The organism is Massilia pseudoviolaceinigra, from assembly GCF_030846505.1.
GTDB lineage: Bacteria > Pseudomonadota > Gammaproteobacteria > Burkholderiales > Burkholderiaceae_D > Telluria_A > Telluria_A violaceinigra.
In genome coordinates this window covers 1-24,225 of sequence record NZ_JAVCWL010000052.1, presented here as the reverse complement: position 1 = coordinate 24,225, position 24,225 = coordinate 1, and the positions used below count along the sequence as shown (strand labels likewise).

19 protein-coding genes and 1 pseudogene are annotated in these 24,225 nt (G+C 66.2%); 7 read left to right on the top strand and 13 right to left on the bottom strand.

Going from position 1 to position 24,225, the window contains the following annotated elements; genetic code table 11:
- Positions 1-33: 33 nt before the first annotated feature.
- From RBA40_RS31575 to mepK, 3 genes are all read right to left on the bottom strand, one after another.
- Positions 34-366, bottom strand: a complete 333-nt coding sequence (locus RBA40_RS31575) for a hypothetical protein (RefSeq protein ID WP_306652710.1) — start codon at positions 364-366, stop codon at positions 34-36.
- Positions 363-1,181: a hypothetical protein gene (locus RBA40_RS31570; protein WP_306652708.1), complete on the bottom strand. Its 819-nt coding sequence runs from the start codon at positions 1,179-1,181 to the stop codon at positions 363-365. The genes RBA40_RS31575 and RBA40_RS31570 overlap by 4 nt, the downstream gene beginning before the upstream one ends.
- Positions 1,182-1,273: 92 nt before the next feature.
- On the bottom strand, positions 1,274-1,810 hold the full coding sequence (gene mepK, locus RBA40_RS31565; RefSeq protein ID WP_306652707.1) for a peptidoglycan L,D-endopeptidase MepK: 537 nt from the start codon (positions 1,808-1,810) through the stop codon (positions 1,274-1,276).
- 338 nt (positions 1,811-2,148) lie between these two features.
- Between mepK and RBA40_RS31560 the strand changes: the two genes are divergently transcribed.
- Complete coding sequence (locus RBA40_RS31560; RefSeq protein WP_306652705.1) at positions 2,149-2,934, top strand: NF038120 family PEP-CTERM protein; 786 nt, start codon at positions 2,149-2,151, stop codon at positions 2,932-2,934.
- Positions 2,935-2,953: 19 nt separating this feature from the next.
- On the top strand, positions 2,954-6,112 hold the full coding sequence (locus RBA40_RS31555; protein ID WP_306652703.1) for a S8 family peptidase: 3,159 nt from the start codon (positions 2,954-2,956) through the stop codon (positions 6,110-6,112).
- Positions 6,113-6,221: 109 nt separating this feature from the next.
- Here the strand turns inward: RBA40_RS31555 and RBA40_RS31550 are convergent, their stop codons facing one another.
- The 4 genes and pseudogenes from RBA40_RS31550 to RBA40_RS31535 form a co-directional block, all read right to left on the bottom strand.
- A complete protein-coding gene (locus RBA40_RS31550; protein ID WP_306652702.1) occupies positions 6,222-6,698 on the bottom strand; it encodes a hypothetical protein in 477 nt (158 codons plus the stop codon).
- Positions 6,699-6,760: 62 nt separating this feature from the next.
- Positions 6,761-7,523 (bottom strand): annotated as a pseudogene (locus tag RBA40_RS31545) (SDR family NAD(P)-dependent oxidoreductase).
- Between the two features lie 82 nt (positions 7,524-7,605).
- A complete protein-coding gene (locus RBA40_RS31540) occupies positions 7,606-8,193 on the bottom strand; it encodes a TetR/AcrR family transcriptional regulator (protein WP_306652701.1) in 588 nt (195 codons plus the stop codon).
- 60 nt (positions 8,194-8,253) lie between these two features.
- Positions 8,254-9,180, bottom strand: a complete 927-nt coding sequence (locus tag RBA40_RS31535) for a LysR family transcriptional regulator (RefSeq protein WP_306652700.1) — start codon at positions 9,178-9,180, stop codon at positions 8,254-8,256.
- Positions 9,181-9,286: 106 nt separating this feature from the next.
- Between RBA40_RS31535 and RBA40_RS31530 the strand changes: the two genes are divergently transcribed.
- Both RBA40_RS31530 and RBA40_RS31525 read left to right on the top strand, forming a co-directional pair.
- Positions 9,287-9,910, top strand: coding sequence for a glutathione S-transferase family protein (locus RBA40_RS31530; RefSeq protein WP_306652698.1), 624 nt, complete (start codon positions 9,287-9,289; stop codon positions 9,908-9,910).
- Positions 9,907-10,740: a pyridoxamine 5'-phosphate oxidase family protein gene (locus RBA40_RS31525; protein ID WP_306652696.1), complete on the top strand. Its 834-nt coding sequence runs from the start codon at positions 9,907-9,909 to the stop codon at positions 10,738-10,740. Before RBA40_RS31530 ends, RBA40_RS31525 begins: the two co-directional genes overlap by 4 nt.
- Positions 10,741-10,791: 51 nt before the next feature.
- Here the strand turns inward: RBA40_RS31525 and RBA40_RS31520 are convergent, their stop codons facing one another.
- Positions 10,792-12,042, bottom strand: a complete 1,251-nt coding sequence (locus RBA40_RS31520; RefSeq protein WP_306652694.1) for a DUF819 family protein — start codon at positions 12,040-12,042, stop codon at positions 10,792-10,794.
- A 417-nt stretch (positions 12,043-12,459) separates the two neighbouring features.
- Between RBA40_RS31520 and RBA40_RS31515 the strand changes: the two genes are divergently transcribed.
- Complete coding sequence (locus tag RBA40_RS31515; RefSeq protein WP_306652692.1) at positions 12,460-12,861, top strand: hypothetical protein; 402 nt, start codon at positions 12,460-12,462, stop codon at positions 12,859-12,861.
- 19 nt (positions 12,862-12,880) lie between these two features.
- Here RBA40_RS31515 and RBA40_RS31510 read toward each other — a convergent pair whose 3' ends face one another.
- The 3 genes from RBA40_RS31510 to RBA40_RS31500 form a co-directional block, all read right to left on the bottom strand.
- Complete coding sequence (locus tag RBA40_RS31510; protein WP_306652690.1) at positions 12,881-15,832, bottom strand: TonB-dependent receptor; 2,952 nt, start codon at positions 15,830-15,832, stop codon at positions 12,881-12,883.
- Between the two features lie 306 nt (positions 15,833-16,138).
- Positions 16,139-17,362 carry a DUF4861 family protein gene (locus RBA40_RS31505; protein WP_306652688.1) on the bottom strand — a complete coding sequence of 408 codons (1,224 nt, stop codon included), beginning with the start codon at positions 17,360-17,362 and terminating at the stop codon, positions 16,139-16,141.
- A gap of 7 nt (positions 17,363-17,369) precedes the next feature.
- Positions 17,370-18,776: a glycoside hydrolase family 88/105 protein gene (locus RBA40_RS31500; RefSeq protein ID WP_306652686.1), complete on the bottom strand. Its 1,407-nt coding sequence runs from the start codon at positions 18,774-18,776 to the stop codon at positions 17,370-17,372.
- A 341-nt stretch (positions 18,777-19,117) separates the two neighbouring features.
- Between RBA40_RS31500 and RBA40_RS31495 the strand changes: the two genes are divergently transcribed.
- Entirely contained in the window at positions 19,118-20,056 is a 939-nt protein-coding gene (locus RBA40_RS31495) for an alpha/beta hydrolase (RefSeq protein ID WP_306652684.1), read from the top strand.
- Positions 20,053-21,672, top strand: coding sequence for a glycoside hydrolase family 43 protein (locus RBA40_RS31490; RefSeq protein ID WP_306652682.1), 1,620 nt, complete (start codon positions 20,053-20,055; stop codon positions 21,670-21,672). Before RBA40_RS31495 ends, RBA40_RS31490 begins: the two co-directional genes overlap by 4 nt.
- Before the next feature lie 3 nt (positions 21,673-21,675).
- Here the strand turns inward: RBA40_RS31490 and RBA40_RS31485 are convergent, their stop codons facing one another.
- Together RBA40_RS31485 and RBA40_RS31480 are read right to left on the bottom strand one after the other, a co-directional pair.
- The gene (locus RBA40_RS31485) at positions 21,676-21,882 is read right to left on the bottom strand and encodes a hypothetical protein (protein WP_306652680.1); all 207 of its coding nucleotides are present in this window, start codon (positions 21,880-21,882) and stop codon (positions 21,676-21,678) included.
- A gap of 87 nt (positions 21,883-21,969) precedes the next feature.
- Positions 21,970-24,198 (bottom strand): pectinesterase family protein, encoded by a 2,229-nt coding sequence (locus RBA40_RS31480; protein ID WP_306652679.1) that lies wholly within the window; start codon positions 24,196-24,198, stop codon positions 21,970-21,972.
- Positions 24,199-24,225 lie beyond the last annotated feature (27 nt).

Below are 24,225 nucleotides of genomic sequence, written 5' to 3'. Positions count from 1 at the left end.
GCGAAGGGGTGATGGAGCCAGTTAGACGCCGCCTTAGCGGATAGGTTCCCCGGCCGGAGCGGAAATATGGCTGCGCCGGCGCATTTTTCGCACCACGCCCTGCGCGTCGAGCAGCACGACGATTTCGTCGAAACCGGCGCCGGGCACGGCCAGCTGGTAAAGCCAGGCTTCGTAGCCGCTGTCGAAGCGCACCTTGTGCGTGGGGCCCAGGCTGGCCAGCAGGCTGGCGCGGCTCGACTCGCCCGGACGGATGGCGCCGGCCACCCGCGCCGCGCTCACCTGCGTGCCCGGCGGCGGCGCCGGCGTGCTGGCGCAGGCGCCCAGCAGGGCCGCCAGCAATGCCAGGCACGGGCGGGCCGGGTTCATGGCGCGCCCTTCGGCGCATCGTCCATGTAGTCGAATTCGACGATGCTGTCATCCGGCCAGGCCGGGTCGAAAATCGGGGCGTAGTAGCTACGGTCGAGCAGCACCTGGCAGTCGCAAAAGCGCAAGCCGGAGGCGGAGAGCCGGCCGCCGGCGTACAGCATGCTGAAGGGCAGCACCTCGCTACGCGCGCCATGGCGCACGGTCACCCCAAACACGGGACGATCGGTAAAGAACAGGTAGTTGCCGTCGGCGCTGTTGCACACCTGGTCGGCGCTGCTCAGGGCGTCCGACAGCCAGCCGAAGATGGGCGAGCTGTTCGATACCAGGCCCGCTTCGATGCCGACCCGGCATTCGAGCCGCAGGTCGCCCAGCCGGCGCGTGCCGCTCGCCAGGCCGGGGCTGTGGATGGCGGCGCGCCAGGTCAGGCTGTCGGCGCGCCGGTTGGCCACCACGGCGGCGTCTTCGCGCACGGCCTGTTCGTTACGGGGCAATACGAAGCTGTGGTCCGCATCGAGCGCGAGCGGCACGCTGACGCGCTCGCCCGCGATGCGCAGCGCCACTCCGGCCATGTCGGTGGTGGGCAGGCGCGGCAGCAGGCGGAAACGCAGGCTGGCGGCGGGCGCGAGCGCATGGTCGCGCTCGAAACGGGCTAGCCCGGCCAGCATCTTGCGGTAGGACTTGTCGACCGGATCGCGCACGTAGGGAACGATCACGGTCTGGATGGGCGCGGGCACAGGGGCTGGGGCCGCGCGCGCGGGCAGGCACGCCAGGGCAAGGATGGCAACGACAATGCGGGACAATGATGGCAGGGACATAAGTCCGACCGGCGGCGCCAGTGTGGCGCCGCGTGCGCCGGGGCGGCGCGCGCAGGCTGCGGCGCCGTCCGGCCGGGGGCTAGGCCGGGGCCTTACCAGCGGCGCAGGCGGCCGGTATCGAGGTGGACGAATTGCGAATCCGGGTAGTAGCCCACGCCGCCGCCGCGCGCGTTGAGCGCCGCCTTGTGCACATGCGACAGGCTCTTGCCCGGCATGCGGATATCGATGGCCTTGCCTTCGAGGTGCATGCTGTGGCGCGCCACGCCATCGCTGGCCGCGGCCAGCTTCAGGTTGGTTTCGGGCGAGCGGTAACCGGAAATGACGTGCAGGACCGGATCGCTGCCGAGCTGGGTGCTGACCCTGTTGAGCAGCACCAGCAGTTGCGGGTCGATTTCGGCCACGGTGTTGCTGCGGTGGTCGCGCAACAGCTTGTTGATGTCGGTGAGCGACTCGGGCAGGAACTGGCCCTCGGCCCAGAACACGCTGCGCAGGCTTTCGCCCGTGTGGGTGTTATACAGGCGCAAAGTGCGTTCGCCTGATGCAGCCTTGGCGTTACGGGCCATGGCGGGAAGACTCAGTGCCGATGCCAGTACAACCGAACTCTTCAGAAAGGAGCGGCGTGGGTTCATGATCGATCCTTACGCTTATACACGAAGGTCCATCATACACACCCTCGGCGCCGCGCGCACGCAATTACGCTCGAAAACGGAAAAAGAGTCAAGCGGAGCTAACACAAACAATGTTGGCAAATGTGGTGAAATTGTCACGGACCAATTTGATACCTTTTCATAGAGGAAACGAAACAAGCTATGGCGAAACCCGTAAAAATATGAACAATTTACGTTGAGAATATTGCTACAACAATTATTTCCTTTGCTATAGTCTTTTGCACTTTTAAGAAAAGTAGCAAGCAGGCACCTCGACCTGTACGCCCATTGATCGAAATAATTCAAACATAAGGCAAGAGATGAATCGCACAGTCACCCCGCTGGGTACCCCACGGCGCGCCACCCGCGCACTCCAAACGATCGCTGCAGCAGCCGCACTGATGTGCGCGCTGCCGGCCATGGCAGGTCCTATCACCTTCGAATCGGTCCAGCCCAACGCCCTGGTCAACGGCGAATCCGTCAGCGAGGGCGGCTACGAAATGCTGGTTCTCGGCAGCGCGATTGCCGATGAGCTGAGCCTGACCGGCCCGTTCGCCGCGATCGCCAACAGCAACGATCCGGATACCTGTTTCTCGATCGGCTGCCCGGCGGGCGCCAGCGGAAACTTCCTTGCGGTTATCAACGATGGCGGCGTGAAATTCACCCGTTCCGGGCACCAGTTCCAGGTCGGCGGCCTGAGCCTGGCATTCCTGCCACCGGTCAGTGTTCCTGACGGCAACTATGGCTTGCTGCAATTCTCCGGCATCCGTGCCGACGGCACCGTGGTGTCGAGCACCTCGGAATTCCCTGGCCAGAACGCCGGCGGCAGCTTCACCTTCGGCTCGGCCCTGATCGACCAGAAATTCCGCAATGAAGTGCTGACCAGCCTGACCGTCAACGCCTGCCTGTTCGACGGCAACGGCGGCTGCTTCAATTCGCTGGCCAATCCGGCCAACGGCCAGGCCCAGTTCGCGCTGGACGACATCAGCTTCAACGCCGTGCCGGAACCGGGATCGTTCCTGCTGGTGGGCCTGGGTATCGGCGCCATCACCCTGACGCGCCGCCGCAAGGCTGGCAGCACCCCATCGACCCCGGTTACCCTCTAAGCACGCAAGGAATTCCACTATGACACTCCGCCCCGTTTCCCTTGCCGTCATGCTGATGCTGGCTGGCCTCGCCACCACCACCTCCGCTGACGAAGTACGCCGTTCCTACATCGTGCAACTGGTCGACAAGCCGGTCGCCACCTACACCGGCCAGGTCGCCGGCTTCGCCGCCACCAAGCCGGCCGAAGGCCAGCGTCTGGACGTCGATGCGACCGATGTGCAGAACTACATCACCTACCTCGAAACCAAGAAATCCAAAGTCCTCAGCGGCGTCAACGCGGCCCAGGTCACCCACAAGTTCAACGTCGTCTTCAATGGCTTTTCGGCCCTGCTGACCGACGCCGAAGTGCGCGCCCTGAAAAAAGATGCGGGCGTGGCCAACATCACGGCCGACTCCATCATGCAGATGGACACCAACTACACCCCGACCTTCCTCGGCCTGGATAAAACCGGCGGCCTGTGGGAACAGGTTGGCGGCAAGGTCGCCGCGGGCGAGAACATCGTCATCGGCATCGTCGACAGCGGCGTGTGGCCGGAAAATGCCTCGTTCGCCGACAAGGTCGACGCCAACGGCGTGCCGAGCCACTCGGGCACCACCCTGGCCTACGGCGCCCCGCCGTCGACCTGGAAAGGCTCGTGCGACACCGGCGAAGGCTTCGCCCTGACCAATTGCAACAACAAGCTGATCGGCGCGCGCTACTTCAAGTCGCCTACCCAGGCCCTGCACTGGACCGAATTTAACTCCCCGCGCGACTCGGTTGCCGGCGCCGAAGGCCATGGCGGCCACGGTACCCACACCTCGACCACCGCCGGCGGCAATGCCAACACCCCGATCGTCAACGGCGGCCTGACCCTCGGTCTTGCCAGCGGCATCGCTCCGCGCGCCCGCATCGCCTCGTACAAGGTGTGCTGGACCGACGCCACCTCCGGCAAGAACGGCTGCGCCACCGCCAACAGCGTGGCCGCGATCGAGCAAGCCGTCAAAGACGGCGTGAACGTGATCAACTTCTCGATCGGCCCGAACGCCGGCGGCGGCGCTTTCAACGAAGCGACCGAAGTGGCCTTCCTGGGCGCCGCCAGCGCTGGCGTGTTCGTGGCAGCCTCGGGCGGCAATTCCGGCCCTGGCGTGGCGACGCCCGCCCCGGTATCGCACATCAGCCCATGGCTGACCACGGTCGGCAACTCGAGCCACAACCGCCTGTTCGTCGGTACCGCCACCCTGGGTAACGGCACCAAGCTGACCGGTTCGTCGAGCAATGCCTCGACCGGCACGGCGCCGCTGATCCTGGCGCGCGACGCCGGCCTGGCCGGTGTCGATCCGACCCTGCCGAAACTGCTGCAATGCTTCGGCGCGGCCGATGGCGAGCAGCCGCTGATCGATCCGGCCAAGGTGGCCGGCAAGATCCTGGTGTGCGACCGCGGCGCCAACGTGCTGGTCAACAAGAGCCAGAATGCCAAGGATGCCGGCGCTGTCGGCGCGATCATCGCCAACGTCGTCGTGACCAACAACGCCATCCTCAACCAGTCGCACGCACTGTCGACCGTGCACCTGCCGGTGGCTGAAGGCACCACGCTGAAAAGCTACATCGTCGCCAATCCGAGCAGTGCCGTCGCTTCGCTGGGCGACCTGAAAGGCGTGATCAATCCGAACGTGGCGGCACCGGTGATGAGCGGCAGCTCCTCGCGCGGACCGAACGTGGCCAACGCCAACATCCTGAAACCGGACGTCACCGCACCGGGCAGCGACGTGCTGGCCGGCGTCACCGCCGACCTGACCCGCGCGCAGCGCGATGCGATTGCCGCCGGCAATCCGTCGACCATGTCCGACTGGGCCTTCTACTCGGGTACCTCGATGGCCAGCCCGCACGTGGCCGGCCTGGCCGCGCTGCTCAAGCAGCTGCACCCGACCTGGTCGCCAGCGGCGATCAAATCGGCCCTGATGACCAGCGCCGGCAACACCCAGCCGGACGGCGTGACCGCGGGCGTGAAGTGGGATACCACCGCCAAAGCCACCGGCACCTTGCCATGGGGCCAGGGCGCCGGCCACGTGACGCCGAACGGCGCCGCCAATCCGGGCCTGGTGTACGACGCCAGCGAGATCGACTACGCACGCTTCCTGTGCGGCCTGAATGCCGGCGTGTACAGCGCCGCGACGTGCCAGGCGATCGGCACCATCCAGCCGTACAACCTGAACCTGGCGTCGCTGACCGCCAGTAACGTGCTGGGCAGCCTGACCCTGAGCCGTACCGTGACCAACGTCGGCACCACCGCCGCGACCTACAACGCCACGGCCGTCCTGCCTGGTTACAAGGTCGAGGTGCAACCGCCGACGCTGACCATCGGCGCCGGCCAGAAAGCCAGCTTCAAGGTCAAGGTCACCCGCATCGATGCGCCGGTCGATACCTGGACCTACGGCAGCCTGGTCTGGTCCGACGGCGTGACCAGCGTGCGCAGCCCGCTGACGGTGCGTGGTTCGGCCCTGGCGGCAGCAGCTTCCGTGTCGAGCGAATTTGCCACCGGCAGCAAGCTGATCACCATCGGCACCGGCTTCACCGGCGCCATGACGTCGGTCAAATCGGGCCTGCTGCCTGCGGTCGTGGAAACGCGCACCATCGGCGAATCGGGCACCGACGCCGATATCTACCAGGCAGCTTGCCTGGCTGGCGGTGGTCCTGGCGTGAACGTGCACACGGTCAACGTGCCAGCATCGACCATGGCAGCGCGCTTCTCGCTGTTTAACGACGACACCAGCGGCGGCGCAGCATCCGACCTGGACCTGATCGTGGTCGGCCCGAACGGCGCCATCACCTCGAGCGGCAACGGCGGCTCGAACGAGCGCGTGCAACTGGTTTCGCCAGCAGCGGGCGCCTACAAGGTGTGCGTGATCGGCTACGAGCCAGCCGGCGGCGAAGCCGAGTACAAGCTGTCGTCGTGGGTCCTGCCAGCAGGCGCCACCAACGGCAACTTCAAGGCACTGGTACCGGCGTATTCGTATGTCGGCGGCACCGGCACGGTCAGCATGAGCTGGTCGGGCCTGGCGGCCAACCAGCGTCACCTGGGCGCACTGCGTTATGTGGTTGCAGGCGCTACCCAGGGCATGACGATGGTTGAAGTCAACACCGACGATCCGCTGCCACAGTTCGACGCGCCGCGTCGCGCCGCGGCACTGGCGAAGTAAGCTTGGCAAGAGCAGGCGCGCCGCACGGCGCGCCTGTGAAAAAAGGCTGCGGCATTCTTGCCCGCAGCCTTTTTTTATGGAGCGCCGCCGCTTGCAGCGGCGCTATTGGTCAGCGCGCGTCGACCCCGCCCAGGCCGCGCGGTTGCAGCACGCATTTGCCGGCGCTGCAGGTCGCGCCCGGGTCCTGTTCGACCGAGCAGGTCGACATCATGCCGCTGTTCTCGTTCATTTTCTTTTCCGCGGCCGCCTGTTCGGCCGCCAGCCGCGCCAGCAGCTCACCGTTGCCGCGCTTGGCCGACCATGGCAGGAAGCCGGCCGGTCCGCCGCAGGCCTTGCTGCCGACCGGCAGGGTACGGCACTGGCTGGTGTTGTCGCAGGCCGCGTCGCCGATCTCGGCCGTGATGCGTGCGCCGAGCGACCTGGCTGCATCGGCGGCGGCGACCGGCGCCTGCTTGGCAGGCGCGGCCGATGCCGCCGGGCTTGCCGCGGCGGAGGTGTTGGAAGGTCCGCCGCAGGCAGTGCCGGAGGCGATCAGCGCGGCTGCGAAGCACAGGCGCAGGAAGGAGGAGGGGATAGGTTTTTTCATGCCCCATCATCCCGGATCGATGCCCCTTTGGCAAGCGTGGCACGATTCGCCGCCGCTGGCCGTCAGTTGCGTCCCGCCATCACGCCGCCATCCACATCCCATACCGCGCCGGTGACCCAGGCCGCCTCGTTCGACAGCAGGAAAGCGACCGTGTGAGCGATATCCTGCGCCGTGCCGATGCGGCCGATCGGATGGAAGCCGTTAAAGCCCTGCAGCGCGGCCGCCACCTGGTCCTTGGGAATGAAGCCTTCGTACACCGGCGTATCGACCACGGCCGGCGAGACGGCGTTGACGCGGATTTGATGCGGCGCCAGTTCCATCGCCAGGTGCTGGGTCAGCGCGTGGATGCCCGCCTTGGCCATCGAATAGGCCGACGACGGCGTGGCGGCCACCGCCTGGCGCGCCCACATCGAGCCGATGTTGACGATCGCGCCCGGCGCGCCGCGCGCCACCATGGACGCCACCACCGACTGGGTCAGGAAGAAAATACCGCGGTTGATCGCCTGGTACTGGTCGTAGTCGGACGCGCTGTGCTCCAGGAATGGCTTGGGGAAGAAGATGCCGGCGGCGTTCAGGATCAGGTTGATGTGCGGATGGTCGGCGGCCAGCTGCTGGCGCAGGCGCGCCAGGTCGGCCTCGTTGCCGATGTCGCCGGCCAGGGTATGCACGCGGCCGGGGGCGTCGAGTTCGTCGGCGGCGCGCGCGTTCTTGGCGGCGTCGCGCCCGAGCAGCACCACCGCGCACCACCAGACGGGCCGAGGCCAGGCCCATGCCGCTGTTGCCGCCGATGGCGAGAAGAGTTTGTCCTGCAAATGCGGTGTTCATGAAATACCTTTCTATACCAACTAGTTGGTAGGTTGATGTTGCCAAAAAAATGCCGGTCGATGCCGGCAGCGGTGATGCCGGTTCAAGCCAGCATGTTCGATACGTAGGTGGTGCCGGCGAGGGCCGGGCTGTGGTCGCTGCCGAAGCCGCGCCCGACCATCATCGCCCCTTCCAGCGCGCTGAGCAGCCCGTAGGCTTGCGCCTCGGCACTGCCGCGCACGCGCAGCAAGCCGGCGCGTTCGCCCTCAAGGATGGTCTTGCCCAGCCAGTCCAGGTTCATCTGGAAAAAATCGCGCACTTCAAGCGCGACCTCGGGCGACATGGCCGCCGCTTCCGCGCCCAGGATGCCGCACACGCACAGGCGCCGGTCCTGCTGGTAAGTGGCCGCGAACAGCTCGCCGTAGCGGGCCAGCCGCGCGGGCGCGTCCTCGCCCGTGTCGTCGATGGCGCGCAGCAGGGTGGCGAACCGGTCGCCATAGCGCTGCACGATGGTGTGCACCAGATCGGCCTTGGTGCGGAAATGGTGATGAATGCTGGGCTTCCTGATGTCGATTTCGCGCGCGATGTCATCGTACGAAAAGCCGTTATAGCCGTACTGCTGGATCAGCCGCTGGGCGGCGTCGACCACCCGCTCGGCCGAGGCCGACAATGTCGAAAATCGTTTTACCATCTCGCCTCCGCTTGCCTACCAACTAGTAGGTTTGCATGATGCCGAAGGTCGGGCGCGGCGTCAAGCGTTTTTGGCGGGGGCGACCGGCTGCAGCACCGGCAGGGCGGCCAGATGGGGCGCCAGGAAATCGATGCAGGCGCGCAAACGCGGCGCCATGTGGCGCGCGCTCGGCACCAGCAGCTGCACCGGCAGCGGCGCCGGTTCGCTGTCGGGCAGCAGACGCACCAGGGTGCCGGCGGCGAGCTGTTCGGTCACCTGGTACGACAATGGGCGGCCGATGCCGCGCCCGGCCTGCACCGCCAGCAGCATGGTATCGATTTCGTTGACGATCAGGCGCGGCGCCAGCCGCACCGCGAATTCGCGTCCATCGGCGCGCCCGGCCTCCAGGAAACGCCACTCGGTGGCTGTGCGCTGCTCGGAAAAGATGATGTCGTGCGCGTCGAGTTCGCGCGGGCTGGATGGCGTGCCGCGCCGCGCCAGGTAGGCCGGGCTGGCCACCAGCATGCGCCGCACCTGGCCCACCTGGCGCGCCATCATGCCGGTATCGGGCAGGGGACCGATGCGCACCGCCAGGTCGAGCCCGTGTTCGATCATGTCCAGGTTGCGGTCGTTGAACACCAGCTCGACCTGCAAAGCCGGATGCAGGTCGAGGAAGTCGATCATGGCCGGGGCCACATGGCGCCGCCCGAACACGGCCGGCACGGTGATGCGCAGGCGCCCGCGCAGGGGCCCATTGTCATCCTCGCGCACGGCGTCGTCGTAGTCGGCCAGCACGCGGCGCGCCATCTCGGCCAGGCGCAGGCCCGCTTCGGTGGCGGCCAGGCGGCGCGTGGTGCGCTCGACCAGGCGCGCGCCGACCCGCTCTTCCAGCGCGGCCAGCGCGCGCGTGACGGCCGGAGCCGAGCGGCGCAGGCGCCGTGCCGCGCCGCTCAGGCTGCCCGCGTCGAGGATCGCCACGAAAATCTGCAATTCATCAAACCGGTCCATACATTCTTCCATCAATTGAAATAATCATTTTCAATTTATCACTATTCTCGTTAAGCCGTGCAAGGGATAGCATGCATTTCCTTATCCATTCTTGAATCGAGACGCCATGCAAACCACTTCCCTGATCCTCCACGGCCTGACGGTGTCGGGCCATGTGCACCGTGTCGAGCTGTTGCTGCGCATGCTCGATCTGCCGTTCACGTTCGTGCCGGCGCCGGCCGAGGTGCGCGACAGCGCCGCCTTCCGCGCGCTCAATCCGCTCGGACAGATCCCGGTGCTGCAAGATGGCGAACTGGTCATCAACGACAGCAATGCGATCCTGGTCTACCTGGCCAAGCGCTACGCGCCCGGCAGCGACTGGCTGCCCGAGGACGCCGTCGGCGCCGCCGCCGTGCAGCGCTGGCTGTCGATTGCCGCCGGCGAGCTGGCTTTTGGTCCGGCCAAGGCGCGCGCCAACGCGCTGTGGAACGTCCCGGCCGACCTGGTCCAGACAGGTGCCGTGGCGCAGCGCCTGCTGGCCTTCATGGACCAGCATCTGGCAGCGCGCAGTTTCCTGGCAGCCGGGCATGCCACGCTGGCCGACCTGGCCTGCTACAGCTACGTGGCGCACGCGCCGGAAGGCGGCATCGCGCTGGCGCCGTATCCCGCGCTGCGCGCCTGGCTGGCGCGCATCGAAGCCTTGCCGGGGTTCGTGGCCCTGCCCGCGTCACCGCTGCCGGCCGCCGCATGAACACGCCGTTCCACGAAGGCGAGCTCAGGGCGCAGGCGCTCGCTGGCGTGAGCAGTTCCGGCAACGGCATCCGCGCGTTCATGCCGGACCAGCACCGCGATTTCTTCGCGGCGCTGCCCTTCGTGCTGGCGGGCACAGTCGGCGCCGATGGCCAGCCGCGCGCACGGGTTTTCAGCGGTGCGCCCGGCTTCATCGACAGTCCCGATCCGGCCACCCTGCGCATCGCGGCGGACGAGAGCGGCATGCAGGCCGGGCAGGCGCTCGGGCTACTGGGGCTCGACTTCGCTACGCGCCGGCGCAACCGCGCCAATGGCGTGGTGCGCAGCGTGGGCGCGGGCGAGCTGCTGATCGATGTGCGCGAGAGTTTCGGCAACTGCCCGCAGCACATCGTGGTGCGCGACGTGCATGCGGTAGCGGCTGTGCCGGCGGTGGTGCGCGAGTTCGACGGGCTCGACGAGCGCGCCATGATCGCGCGCGCAGAGACCTTCTTCATCGCCACCAGCGGCGGGGTGCACGGGGTCGACGTCTCGCACCGTGGCGGACCGATGGGTTTCGTGCGGATCGAAGGCGACACCTTGATCGTGCCCGATTTCGGCGGCAACCGGTTCTTCAACACCCTGGGCAATTTGCTGCTCGACCCGCGCGCGGCGCTGCTGTTCATCGATGACGCCAGCGGCGCCGTGCTCGAACTCGAAGGCTGGGTGGAAATTGTGTGGGAAGACGGCCCCGCCGCGCCGGGACAGACCGGCGGACGGCACTGGCGCTTCAAGGCCGAGCGCGGCCGCATCACGCACGGCGCCCTGGCGCTGCGCTGGACCCGGCGGGAATAATTTCCTCACCGGGGCCAGAGCGCAGCGCCGGCAGCAGGGGTTGAGAGTGCCTTAGCCCGCTGCGAGCGCGCGCAGGGCGATGCCTGTGATGTACGCGCCGTAGGTCCCCAGCGCATAGCCCAGCACGGCGAGCAGCACGCCGACCGGCGCCAGGGCAGGGTGGAAGGCGCTGGCAACCACCGGGGCCGATGCCGCGGCCCCAATGTTGGCCTGCGACCCGACCGCCATCATGAACAGTGGCGCCTTGATCAGCTTGGCCATCAGGATCATCAAGCCACCGTGGAAGAAGATCCAGATGAAGCCCAGCAGGAACAGCCAGGGGCGCTCGAGCAGGGCGGCCAGGTCCATCTGCATGCCGATCGTGGCGACCAGCACATACAGCATCACCGAGCCGATCCGCGAGGCGCCCGCTCCTTCATACGTGCGGGCCTTGGTGAAACTGAGCAGCAGGCCGATGGTCGTGGCGATCACGACGATCCAGAAAAAGCCGGAGGTCAGGCTGTAGTCCTGCAAACGCCATTCGGCAGGCAGGGTGGCGATCCAGCCGACCAGCAGTTGCGACAGGAAATGGGACAGCCCGGTGGCGCCGAAGCCGATGGCAAGAATCACCATGATGTCTGTCAGGGTCGGGATGCGGGCATGCTGCGCCTGGTATTGCTCGATGCTGTCTCGCAAGCGGTTAAGCGCAGTCAGGTCGGCGCCGGTCCAGCGGTCGAACACGGCGGCGCGGCTGGCGAGAAACAGCAGGATCGCGGTCCACAGATTACCCACCAGCACATCGACGGCGACGAACTGGCCGAACAGGGTCGCGTCCACATTGAACACCTCGCGCATGGCGGCCTGGTTGGCGCCGCCGCCGATCCAGGCACCGGCCACGGTGGTCATGCCGCGCCAGGTGTCCCCGGCCACGGTGTCAGGGTGGATCAGGCGCATCGCCTCGAACGACACGATGGCGCCGAGCATGACGCCCACCGTCCCCGTCAGGAACATGATGATCGCTTTCGGCCCCAGCCGGACGATGGCCTTGAAGTCGATCGCCACGCACAGCAGCACAAGGGAGCTGGGCAGCAGGTAGTCGCGCGCCATCGGGTACAGCTTCGACGTTGCGCCATCGATCACGCCGAGGGTGTTCAGCAGCGACGGTATCAGGTAGCACAGCAGCAGGGCCGGCACGTAACTGTAGAATTTTTTCCAGAAGCCCTCCTGACGCGAAGCAGTCCACATCACGGTGCCGAGGATGACGGCGAGCATGCCGAGGATGACGGCATCGTTGGTGATCATGGGAACAGAGGCAGGGGGCATGTGGGCTCCAGGGTATTGACAGAAGGACCGATGCAGGCGTGCATTGGCGGCTCGGCAATCGAGAACCAGCGAGTATCGCCGGGCTCGCCGCCAGCGTCAACCGTGCGAAGACCGGGCCGGTGTACGGGTGCCTGGCGCCGCGGTAGCAAGATACGGTTCGCGGTCCCTTGACTGGATGGCCGTCCGCTAATCTGGCGCCGGCCAGGGTGTCTCTGGTTGCGCTCACAGGATCCGGATGGCAGTTATCGCTCTCTTTTTCTGCTGCGGAGTGCTTCTTCCTGGAGCCAACAGCACTGCGCGGCGAAGCCCGTGCGAGCGGCTGCATCGGCCGGGGCGGTGCCTGCCCCGATGAGTTTCCTGGCCCGGTGCAGCCGGCGGTTTCACACCCTGCAGCTCAACCCACCTATACTGTCGAGCATGGAAAACAATCACCCCGTACTGCGCGAAATCATCGATCTGTTCGTCGAACCGTCGCGCAAGGCGCGCTACATCTATTTATGGGAAAAGCCGAAGCGCCGCTCCCAGCTGCTCGACGAATTGCTGCATGATGCAGGCGACTTGCGGCACGACCGCAGGCAGGAGCTCGATCCGCCCCTGTCCGATCCCGACCAGCTGCTGGCGCTGATGCGCAAGAAGGGCGCCGGCACTACCTGCCACGCCTTCGGATCCTCGGAGTTCGATGGACAGGAAACCGACTTGCGCACAGCGCTGGCCAAGGTGGCCGGGCGCATGTGCGAAGTGGTCCTGTATTCACGCGCGGCGAAAGTCGCGTTCGTTGAAGAGCACGACGGGCATCAATTCATCCTCTCGGTGAAATGACGCCCGCCGCCATGGCGGATCAAAACTTGTAACGCAGCCCGGCCAGCACTTCGCGTCCGGTCACGTTGTTGACCACCACGCTGTTGCGGGCGCGGCTGGCGAACTGGTCGTTCTCCTCGTTGGTCAGGTTCACGCCTTCCAGGGTCAGCTCCAGCTTCTCGTTGACCTTGTACGACAGCGACACATCGACGTTGAAGGTCTTGTTCTTGCCCTCGACATCATTGTTGTTCTGGCCCGGCACGCGCGTGACGAAACCGGAGCGCTGCGAGGTCGATACGCGTGCGCTCAGCTTGCCGTCATCGTAGTACACGGTGGCATTCCACGATTTGGGCGACAGGTTCAGCAAGTCGTCGGTGACGGTCTGGTTGCTGTTCGGCGAGACCACGTACTCCATCTTCGACTTGACGTAGGTGTAGTTCAGCAAGCTGCCGAAATTGCGCCCCCAGCCCGGCAGGAAAGTGAACGGTTGCTGGTAGTTCAGTTCCAGCCCGCGCAGCTTGCCGCCTTCGGTATTGATCGGCGCCGTGAACTGGAAGACTTCATCGCCCGTCATGTTGGTCGGCAGCAGCGACAGCGGCAAGCCCGTATCCTTGAACTTCACATCGTTGCGGATGCTCTGGATATAGGTAGCGATGTTCTTCTGGAACAGGCCCAGGCCGATGAAGGCGTTCTTGTCGAAGTACCACTCGAAGCTGGTGTCGAACGCCTTGGCGCGGAAGGGTTTCAGCATCGGATTGCCGCTGGTGATCGACAGGGTGCCGGTGGTGGCGACGCTGCCGCCCGGCGTCAGGTTGGCCAGCTGCGGCCGCGACATCACCTTGGCGACGGCGCCGCGCACGATGAAATTCTTGGTGATATTGGCGGCGATGTTGAACGACGGCAGCACGTCATGGTAGTCGTTGTCGACCGTGACGGCGGTGCCGTTGCCGACGGCCTGGTAGCCGGTCGAACTGTGCTGCGTCTCGACATAGCGCACGCCCAGGTTGCCGCGCAGCGCAATGCCGCCCAGCTCGCTCGTGAACTCGCCCATCAGGAACAGGCCGTTGTCTTCTTCGCTGACCGAGCGGTTGTTGCCGCGCGCATTGGCGTTGCTGATCGACGACAGGGTGAAGTCGCCAGGGCCGCCGGCCGGGCCGCTCTTGATGCAGTTGCAGTAGATGTCGTAAGCCTGGGCGATGGCGTTCAGGTTGGGCAAGACCCAGGCGCTGGGTGTGCCGGCCGGCATGCCGAGACCCTTGCCGAAACCGTTGATCTGGGTGCTCAGGCTGGCCGCCGATGCGCCCGCCGGCGGGGCGAAGATGGTGTCGCCCTGGTTCACGCGGCGGAATTCGTAGGAATCGAATTCAAACTTTTTGTAGTCGGCGCCGGCTTTCAGGGTGAACTTGTCGGGCACCACGTCCCAGGTGAAGTCGATGTGGCCGACGTCGTTGCGGTTGTTGGCGCCTTGCGGACGCATGCGGATTTCGCTCGGGCTGGTGTTGGGGATGCTCGATGGCTGGGCGCCGCTGGCCACCTGCGGCACGCCGACGATCCCGAGCGCACCGCCCGGCTGGCTGACGTTGAACGGGTAATTGATGCTCGGCAGGCGGTCGTTGCCACGCAAGTCGATGCGGTAGCCGTTGACGTTGAGCGCGTCGAGCGTGGTGGTGGTCTGGATCGGATTGCGGAACTTGGAGGTGGCGCGGCCGACCCGGGCGTTCAGGCGCATGGTCTGGTTCAGGTCGTGCTCGAACGTCAGGGTCGGCTGGGTGAAGGTGGTGTTGAGCTCGTCGTAGCGCGATTCGGCGCGGATGTCGACCCCGTTGTAGGTGCCGTGCAGCAGCGCACCGTTGGGCGCGTAGGCGGCGTCGATGACGCTGGTCTGGGGCTTGCCGCCCTGGGTGCCGCCGCGGCTGAACGAGGTCGCTTGCAGATAGTCTTCCTGGCGCGTGGCGTCGAGCTTGGAGTACAGCATGTCGAGCGTCAGGCGCGTGCCGGCGACCGGGCGCCACTGGACCGAGGCGGTCAGGCCGAGGCGGTCCTGGTCGTGCGTCAGGCGGCCATAGCGCGGAATGCGCGGGGCGAAGTTGCCGGCGCTGCTGGCGGCGTTGTAGGCGGCTACCGCGCCCGGGCTGTTCGGCAGGCGCGCCACGCCCTGGGCTGCCGGGCCGCAGGTGGTGGCGGTGGAATTGGCGGGGTTGGCGGCCATGCCCATCGGCGCGCACCAGCCGCCGGAGGAGGGGCCGTTATCCCAGCGCACGGTGCTGAAGCCTTCTTCGACCACCTGGCGCCTGGAGTAGGCGCCCGAGACCAGCACGCCGAGCTTGCGGTCGGCGAAGGTGTTCGAGAGCAGGAAGGCGACGCGCGGATCGGTTTTTTCGGACAGGTCGTTGTAGCGGCCCTTGAGCATGACGGTGGCGTTGAAACCCTTCAGGTCGAACGGGCGCATGGTTTGCAGGTCGACCGTGGCGCCGAGCGAGCCTTCGTCGACGTCGGCCGAGGAGCTCTTGCGCACCGTGAGGGAGCTGAACAGTTCGGCGGCGAACACGTTGAAGTCGAAGCCGCGCGAGCGGTTGGCGCCGCCCGAGCTGTCGGTGCCGCCGGTGGTGGCCAGGCCCTCGACGCCGTTGATGCGCACGCGGGTGAAATCCTGGCCCAGGCCGCGCACGGTGATGTTGCGGCCTTCGCCGGCGTCGCGGTCGATGACCACGCCGGGGACGCGCTGCAGGGACTCGGCCAGGTTGGTGTCCGGGAACTTGCCCATGTCTTCGGACTTGATGACATCGACGATGCCGAAGTCTTCTTTTTTCTTGTTGAGGACGCTCTCGAGCGAGGCGCGCAAGCCCGTCACGACGACGGTCTGGGCTTGCTCGGCCGGAACGGCGCTGGTCTGGGCATAGGCCCCGCTGATCGCCATGGCTGTGACGGATGTGCTGCCCACGAGGCGCGCGGCGAATTTGCCGAGCGCGCGGGTCTGGTCGGTGATGCGCATGCTGCTGTCTCCTATCATTATGAGAATACAGCCGGATGCCGCGCGGTCTTGATGCCGCTGATCCAACAACCGGCCGGGTTACCGCCGCCGATCTTGGTAGAAGCCATTTACCTCAAGACCGTCATTCCCGCGGGCGGCCAGCCCTTCGCGGGGACGACGGAGGTAACGTCCAACGCTTCTCCCAACCCCCGTGGCCTGGCTTTGTACTGCCAGTTAATTAAGCGGTTGACCAATTCTAGGCTGGTTTATAAATTTGCACAATTGGTCAGACCAGAATCTTTTTATGGTCCGACCGCTTTGTGGTTTTTATGGCGTGGCGGCCACGCTCACGCTGACCGGATTGCCGGCGCGCGCCGCTGCCGCGACCAGGTAGCGTTCCCAGTCCTGGCCCATGAGGATCTCGCCGGAGCGGCTCCACGCCGCACCCGCGTAATAGCGCAGCGGCTGGCCCGAGGCGACGGGCGCCACCACCAGGTGATTGAGCGGGTCTTCGGTGAAACCAGTGGCCGACGGCAGCACGATGGCGGTGCCCATGGCGCCATTACTGGCCTGCTCGACCCACTGCATCAGGATGCCGGGGGCCTTGTTGCCGACCTTGATGGTCGGATTCTGGCCCTTGTCGGTCGGGGTCTTGTTCAAGCCCACCGCGATCTCGATGCCCGGCTTGCCGGCGAAGGTGAAGGTGCTGTCGATGCGGTCCAGATAGTGCCCGGCATCGACCGTGAAGCGCTTGACCTCGGACACGGCGGTGCCGCCCGCGTCCCAGCTGTCATAGCTGAGCTCGAAGATGGCGCGGACCGGGCCGTTGGCCAGCACTTTCCACCCGCTGAAGTTCCTGCTGGTGAACAGCACGGTGCCATCCCACACCCCGGTACCGCCGGCGCCGCGCGTCTTGCCGACGTTGTACATGTCCATGCCTTCGCCTTCATCCTTGTGATAATGGTCGTGGCCCTTGTTGTACCAGCGGTCGACGACCGGATACGGCACGCGCTTGAACCAGATATCGAGCCCGCTGGTGACCAGCACTTCCTTGGCGCCGGGGCTGGACGCCGGCGCGCCCAGGGCGGGGCCGTAGGTACGGTGCGCCAGCTTGTCGTTTTCCCAGGCGAAGTCGTCCAGCCGCTCCGGCACGAAGCGGGCGAAGGCCTTCACCGGAAACGGCGGCGCCACCGTGTCGATTTTCTCGACCGTGAAGATGGCGCGTTTTTCACCGGCCGCGAAGCTGTGCTGGAAAATCAGCTCGCCGTACGCGATGCCGACGTTTTTCGGGTCCTTGGCCAGCGGCGCGATATTGGTCACCTGGTAGGGCAAGACGCGGCCGGCCGCATCCTTGACGGCGATGCGCTGGATCAGCGCGCCGGGCAGGGCGCGGTTGATCTCGCTCCACGGCAGGACGATGGTTTCCGACGGCCGTTCGATGTCGAGCTCATGGCTGACGGTGATGGTGGCCCCCGGGCCGGCCTGCGCCAGCGGGGACGCCGCCGCGGCGGCGAGGGCCAGGAAAGTAAGCGAGGCAAGTGATCTGGTCATGGCGCTCTCAGTGATGTTCGCGGTAGTTGGTCTGGCCGGCACCCTTGGGCATATAGTGATAGGTGCGCACCTTGTGCTGGACTTCGACGTTCGGGTTGTTGATCAGCTTGATCATCTCGGCGCCCGCCAGCAGGGTCGGGCCGTAGCCGTGCAGCGCGAACGGGCTGGTCGGACGGTGGTAGTAGTACACCTGGTCACTGGCGAAGGTGGTGCCGACGCAAGTGCCTTCGACCTGGCCCTTGTCGTTGATGCGGGTCGACAAGCCAGCCCAGCCGGCCTGGGCGATGGAGCCGTAGGTCGTGGGGCTGATCCAGCCCTGGTTGATGGCATGCGCGAAGACGTAGACGAACATTGCGCTGGCCGAGGTTTCGAGGTAGGAATCGTTACGGTCGAGCATCTGGTGCCACAGACCGCTGCCGGACTGGCGCTCGCCGATGCTTTTCAGGGTCGTGCGCAACTGCGCCAGCACCTGCGGATAGCCGGGATGGTCCTTCGGCAGCACATCGAGCAGGTCGGACATGCTCATCACCGCCCAGCCGTTGGCGCGCGCCCAGTAGAAATTCGGCGCATCAAGGTTGTTGGCGTTCCAGCCGTGGGTGTACAGGTTCTGCTGCTTGTTGAACAGGTAGCCGCTCATCTGCAGCACGTTCTTGACGGCGTCGTCGAAGTGGACGCGCTTGCCCGTCATGCGCCCCAGTTCGGCCAGGGCCGGCACCGACATGTACAGATCGTCGGCCCACAGCGAGACCGCTTGCGGGCGCTCGCGCGCCATGGTGCCGTCCGGCAGGCGGAACTGCTTGTTGACCACCCAGTCGCTGCAGGTGGCGATGATGTGCGACAGGTCCGGGCCGATTTTCAGGGCGCGCGCGCGCATCATGGCCGCGCACATGGAGCCGGCGTCGTCGAGCGCGCGCGGGTCGAGGAAGCGCGAAAAACTGTTGCCGCGTTCGAGCTTGAATTCTTTTTCCTGGGCGCGGAAGTAGGGCAGTTTGTCGGCGAAGAAGTTGAAGTGGCGCGCGGTCAGGTCGGTGAAGCGCTTGTCGCCGGTCACTTCCTGGGCCTTGACCATGCCGGCGTGGACCACGCCCATTTCGTAGACCATGATGCCCATGTCCGAATGGCTCGCTTCGGTGATGGCGGTGGCGACCGGTTTCATGAAGTCGAGGATGGGCGCTCCGGTCTTTTTGTCGACCACGCGCGTCGGCGTGGCCGTTTCCATGAAGCCGCGGATGCGGTGCAGCGAGGCGGTGATCTCGGCCACGGTGGGCTTCTTGTACGGGACCGGATAGGTGCCTTCGCCCGGGTCGCTCAGGTTCTTGTTGTCCGGATTGCGGTACGGGCCTTCGGCTTGCGCCTGGCTTCCCATGACCGCGACCGCGGCGATGGCGGCAAACCGTTTAAGTGCTGTATTCACATTGTCCCCTGTTATCAGTGATGATTTTTTAAGCGTTATTTGGTCAGGCCATTCTAGTTTGGTCAGGCCAAATGCGCAAGGCGGACTAGCCACTTCCGCCGCCCCATGGCATACTTTATCGACACGTGGATGAACTGGGAAGGTCGGCGATGCGCAATGCTGTTCGATGCTTGGGAGTTGTATTTACCGGGGTGCTGCTCTTAGGTTGCGCAGGTGGTTCTGCCCAAGGCATTAAAGACCGTCATTCCCGCGCCAAGGCGGCACTCGGTGGGAATCCGGGGCCCGTTTGCGGCTCGGCGATGCCTTGGATTCCCGCCTGCGCGGGAATGACGGATCTAAAGTTGACGGCCCCAGTTCCCTACAACGCGACGGCAACTTACGCCAAGCTGGTCGAAGCCTATCCCTTCATCCAGATCGCCGACACCCGTACAAACGCGGAGATCGCCACCATCAGCGGCATGGGCTATGTCCGCCGTGGCGCGCATCTGCTGCTGCTGGACTTGTTCCTGCCACCGCAAGCGACGCGCGATAAAGGACCGGTGGCGGCGGTCGTGCTGGTGCACGGCGGCGGCTGGCGTTCCGGCGAGCGCAGCAACATGGCGCCGCTGGCGGCGCGCCTGGCCGCGCGCGGCATCGCCGCCGCCGTGATCGACTACCGCCTGGCCGACGAGGCGCGCTACCCGGCCGCTATCCACGACGTCAAGGCCGCCCTGCGCTGGATGCGCGCCAACAGCGCGGCACACGGCATCGACCCGCGGCGCATCGCGGTGGCCGGCGGCTCGGCCGGCGGGCAGATCGCCAGCCTTGTGGGCGTCACCAACGGCATGGGCAAGTTCGATCCCGATGGCGCCGGCAGCGCCGTATCGAGCGCCGCGCAGGCGGTCATCAACATTGACGGCCTGTCCGATTTCACTTCGCCCGCCGCGCGCGCGCATGAAGACGATCCGAAGAAAAAACCATCGGCGGCCGGCTTCTGGTTCGGCGGCAGCTACGCCGACGCCGCCGCGCTATGGCACGAAGCCTCGCCCACCTTCTACGTCGACCGCCACACGCCGCCCATGCTGTTCATCGGTAGCGGCCAGGCGCGCTTTTCGGTCGGGCGCGACGAGATGGTCGGCAAGATGCACGCCGCCGGCGTCGCGACCAGGGTGGTGATGCTGCCCGGCTCGCCGCACTCCTTCTGGCTGTTCGACCCGTGGATCACACCCACGGCCGAAGCCATGGCCGACTTCCTTACGACCCAGCTTCCCATTCCAACAACAACGAGACAACGACCATGACGACAAGTTCCCTCCTGCACCGCGCCGCGCTGCGCATCTTTCCACTGGCGCTGCCGCTGGCGCTGGGCGCCTGCCAGAGCACGCCGACCGCCCCGCAGCAGCCGTGGACGGCGGACCTGGGCAACGGCCAGTACCAGAACCCGATCCTGCACGCCGACTATTCCGATCCGGATGCGATCCGTGTCGGCGACACCTACTACATGACCTCGTCGAGCTTCAGCAACACCCCCGGCCTGCCGCTGCTGCAATCGACAGACATGGTCAACTGGGAGCTGGTCGGCCACGCGCTGCCCAAGCTGGTGCCGGAGAATGTTTTCGCCACGCCGCAGCCGGGCAAGGGCGTGTGGGCGCCGTGCCTGCGTTTTCATGACGGCAAATTCTGGATTTTCTATCCCGATCCGGACTTCGGCATCTACGTCCTCACCGCCACCAACTTCAACGGACCTTGGAGCGCGCCGCACCTGCTGGCCGGCGGCAAGGGCCTGATCGACCCGACCCCGCTGTGGGACAACGACGGCAAAGCGTACCTGCTGCACGGCTGGGCCAAGAGCCGGGCCGGCTTTAACAACGTGCTGACCCTGCGCAGCATGGCGCCGGACGGGCGCAGCTTGCTCGACACCAGCGGCCAGATCGTCATCGACGGCAACAAGCTGCCGAACTACAAGACGCTGGAAGGGCCCAAGTTCTACAAGAAGGATGGCTATTATTATGTGTTCGCGCCGGCCGGCGGGGTCGAGGAGGGCTGGCAATCGGTGTTCCGTTCGCGCAGCATCACAGGGCCGTACGAGGACAGGATCGTTATGGCGCAGGGCAAGTCCAGCACCAACGGTCCGCATCAGGGCGCGTGGGTCACGGCGCAGGATGGCAGCGACTGGTTCTTCCACTTCCAGGACAAGCGCGCCTACGGCCGCGTGGTGCACCTGCAGCCGATGCGCTGGAAGGATGGCTGGCCGCTGATCGGCGAGGAAGTCGACGCCAGCGGCGTGGGCCAGCCGTTCCTGCGCCATGCCAAGCCGATGGCATCGGGCGCGCTGCGGGTGCCGCCGACGGGTGACGAGTTTTCAGGCACGGCGCTGGCTCTGCAGTGGCAATGGAGCGCGAATGGCAAGCCGGAGTGGTATTCGCTGGCGGCCCGGCCGGGCCAGTTGCGCCTGCAGGCGCAGCCGGGCACCAATCTGCGCGAGACGGCGTCGGTGCTGACGCAGAAGCTGCCGGCGCCGGCGTTCACGGTCGACACGCGGATTGAACTGTCGGCCACGCGCGAGGGCGATCGTGCCGGGCTGGTGCTGCTGGGGATGAAGTATGCGTGGCTGGGGCTGCGCCGTGCTGGAACCGGCTCGCAACTGGTGCTGGGCGTGTGTGAAGGGAACGAGAACGCATGTACCGAAAAAGACCAGCTGGTGCTACCGATCGACGCCAACGCGGCCTGGCTGCGCATGACGATGGCGGACGGCGTGGCATCGTTCTCGTACAGCCTCGACAACAACAAATTCGTCCAGGCCGGCCAGCCGTTCAAGGCCAGCATGGGGCGCTGGGTTGGCGCGCAGATGGGTTTGTTCAGCATCGGCGGCACGCAGGCGCATGCCGATGTGGATTACTTCCGGGTCAGTCGTTAGCGCTTAAAACGCCGGGTCGTTGGCCGCCATGCGCGAACGGCGCCAGCGCCAGACGTTGAAGGCGGTCAGCGCGGCGGGCACGGCGGTAACGACCAGCCACGCGCTGGCATCCATCTCGCGCGTGATGACCACGCCGGCGCCGAGGGCGAAGGCGATCAGGCCGCGCAGCAGGATCCAGTTGAGCTGGGCTTTTGAGTTCAGTTTTTGCATGGGTCGATTTCTGGTCAATATTGGCCCCGCGGGCACGGGCAAAGGCGCCGCGGCGGAAACAGGCCGCTAGCGTATCACGAACGCCGTTCAGGGCGGCGCTTGGCCAGGTTCCGGATGCCATCCGCGGCCGCCATCGAAGCCGGAAAACACTGCCGCGCGGGTGGACAGGTGCGCCGCTTCCTGGGCGCTGAGCACATAGCCGCCGGCGCGTTGCGACAGGTCGAGCGGCTTGCCGTCCAGGTCGGTGCTGCCGAACTCGCGCCAGCCGCTGCTTGCTGTCGCGCTGGCCGGGTTGGGCGCCGGCTCGCGCGTCGCATAGCGCTGCACGCCCTTGCCGGCCCAGCCGACCGGAGCGATGTGCTCGCCCATTTTACAGTTGATGTAAGCCACGTTATCCCAGGTGGCCGCCGTGCCCGGGCTGCGCGCGAGATAGGTGGCGCCGGGCGCGATCGTGTTGGCCAGCGGGCCCGGACCGGGACCGTGGGTCAGCGCGCTGTTGAGGAACACGAAGCCGCGATCGGATGCGTTCACCGTCCGGGCCTGCACCACGTAGCCGCCGCTGGACGGGTTGGCGCTATCGCCGACGGAGCGCAGTTCGCTTTCCTCGAACAGCGCCGCGCGGTTCGCGCCCCAGATGAAGTCGACGTTGCCCTCGATCAGGGTGCGGTAGAACCAGGAATAGCCTTTCACCTGGATCGTATCCTGCTCGCTGAAAAAACTGGCGTTGCGCGCGATCAGGCGGCCGCTATCGTTGTTGAAGAAGACGGTTTCCGCCTGCCCCGCGATCTTGTCGGAGCGCAGGGTGGTGTTTTTGAGGGTGAGCGTGTCGAGCGTGAGCAGGTCCGACGTTTCGGCCATCAGTAGCGCGCGCCCGCCGGTGAAGGAGGGCGACCGCGGACCCTGGCTGAGGCCGGAGCCGGGGTTGTAGCCATCGTTGTTGCCGTTGTGGATGACGACGCCGTCGCGGCTTTCGCCCTTGATGGTCAGATTGTCCTTGCCGCGGATGAACAGCATCTCGTCGTAGCGGCCGTTCCTGACGGCGATCATGACCGGCGTGGCCTGACCGGCATGCTGCATGGCGTGGTCGAGGGCGCCCTGCACGGTGCGGAAATCGGCCGGGCCGTCATCGTCCACGCTCAGGACCCGGCCAGTGGGGGCGGCGGCGCGGGTGCGAAAGGTCCAGCCGGCGGCCTTGCCGATGCCGGCGAAGGGGGCGCCGTTGATGGTGGCGTTGTCGAACACGCCCAGCTCGACGACCACGTAGTAGGCGCTGCCGTAAGCGAGGCGGTGGGCGTGCGGGCGGATGATGGCGCTGTTGCCGTCGATGGTGATCCGGGTGCGGCGGGTGTAGCGCCGCTGGTCCTGGCCCGGGTAGCCGATGGCCGCGACTTCATCGCCGGGGCGGATGATATCGACCAGCTTGTGGTCGGCCTGGCGGTAGATGCGCACCGAGCCGGCGCTGCCGAGGCGGGGCGGCTGGTCGAAGCGCAGGCGCAGCGGGGTGTCGGTCTGGACCGCGTCGGCGCGCGCGGGCGGGATGATGGCGCCGGCGAGGTCGGCCTTGTGGACGGGCGGCGCGAAGGCGGGCGCGATGCTGGCGTCGATGATGTTCTGCACGCCCGGGTCGGCGACGCTGGCGAGCACGAGGCTGGCGCTGCCGGGTTTTTTTGGCGTCACGACGATGCTGCTGCCGCGCACGGTGGCGCTGGCCACGGCCGGGTTGCTGGAGCGGACCGTGAACAGTACCGGCGTGAGGCCGTCGCCGGCAAAGGCGCTGATGGGCAGCGTCGATGGTGGATCGCCCGCTTGCGCCTTGAAGCTGCTGGCGGCGACGGCCGGTGCGATGCGCATCGGTTTGTTTGCCGGGTCGCCCACGCGGATGTTGTCGAGCTCGAAGCCTTTGCAGCTGCTGTAGATGCCGAGCGCGCCCGGGGTGGCCGACGCGGGCACGGTGGCGGTGCTCAGTTTTTCACCGTTGAGGTAGACGCTGAGCGCTTCGCCACTCATCTCGAAGCGGACGGTGAGGAAGCGGCCCTCGCTGGCGATGGCGCGCCTGAGCTGTTTCAGGCGGCTCAGTTTGCCATGCTGCTGGCGCACGATATCGGCCTGGACGGTCGGGCTGGCGTCGCTTATCTGCAGGCCGGCGCCGAACCAGTTGTTCGCATCGACATGCCGGCCCAGCAAGTACAACTGGCCGGGCGGGCCGGGCAAGGCGCGGATACGGGCCTCGACAAAATAGTCGGCGGCGGGCGGCACATGCGTGAACAGCGTGCGCACTGCGGCGGGGCCTTCGTCGAGATGAAGGGCCTTGGGCAAACCGGGGTCAGAGCTCTGACTCGAAAC

Bases quoted from the DNA above. Each gene is read 5' to 3' on its own strand.
- RBA40_RS31550 (WP_306652702.1), bottom strand. From the start codon at position 6,698: ATGAAAAAACCTATCCCCTCCTCCTTCCTGCGCCTGTGCTTCGCAGCC.
- RBA40_RS31570 (WP_306652708.1), bottom strand. From the start codon at position 1,181: ATGTCCCTGCCATCATTGTCCCGCATTGTCGTTGCCATCCTTGCCCTG.
- RBA40_RS31490 (WP_306652682.1), top strand. From the start codon at position 20,053: ATGACGACAAGTTCCCTCCTGCACCGCGCCGCGCTGCGCATCTTTCCA.
- RBA40_RS31560 (WP_306652705.1), top strand. From the start codon at position 2,149: ATGAATCGCACAGTCACCCCGCTGGGTACCCCACGGCGCGCCACCCGC.
- RBA40_RS31540 (WP_306652701.1), bottom strand. From the start codon at position 8,193: ATGGTAAAACGATTTTCGACATTGTCGGCCTCGGCCGAGCGGGTGGTC.
- RBA40_RS31530 (WP_306652698.1), top strand. From the start codon at position 9,287: ATGCAAACCACTTCCCTGATCCTCCACGGCCTGACGGTGTCGGGCCAT.
- RBA40_RS31485 (WP_306652680.1), bottom strand. From the start codon at position 21,882: ATGCAAAAACTGAACTCAAAAGCCCAGCTCAACTGGATCCTGCTGCGC.
- mepK (WP_306652707.1), bottom strand. From the start codon at position 1,810: ATGAACCCACGCCGCTCCTTTCTGAAGAGTTCGGTTGTACTGGCATCG.
- RBA40_RS31525 (WP_306652696.1), top strand. From the start codon at position 9,907: ATGAACACGCCGTTCCACGAAGGCGAGCTCAGGGCGCAGGCGCTCGCT.
- RBA40_RS31515 (WP_306652692.1), top strand. From the start codon at position 12,460: ATGGAAAACAATCACCCCGTACTGCGCGAAATCATCGATCTGTTCGTC.
- RBA40_RS31555 (WP_306652703.1), top strand. From the start codon at position 2,954: ATGACACTCCGCCCCGTTTCCCTTGCCGTCATGCTGATGCTGGCTGGC.
- RBA40_RS31535 (WP_306652700.1), bottom strand. From the start codon at position 9,180: ATGGACCGGTTTGATGAATTGCAGATTTTCGTGGCGATCCTCGACGCG.
- RBA40_RS31510 (WP_306652690.1), bottom strand. From the start codon at position 15,832: ATGCGCATCACCGACCAGACCCGCGCGCTCGGCAAATTCGCCGCGCGC.
- RBA40_RS31520 (WP_306652694.1), bottom strand. From the start codon at position 12,042: ATGCCCCCTGCCTCTGTTCCCATGATCACCAACGATGCCGTCATCCTC.
- RBA40_RS31575 (WP_306652710.1), bottom strand. From the start codon at position 366: ATGAACCCGGCCCGCCCGTGCCTGGCATTGCTGGCGGCCCTGCTGGGC.
- RBA40_RS31505 (WP_306652688.1), bottom strand. From the start codon at position 17,362: ATGACCAGATCACTTGCCTCGCTTACTTTCCTGGCCCTCGCCGCCGCG.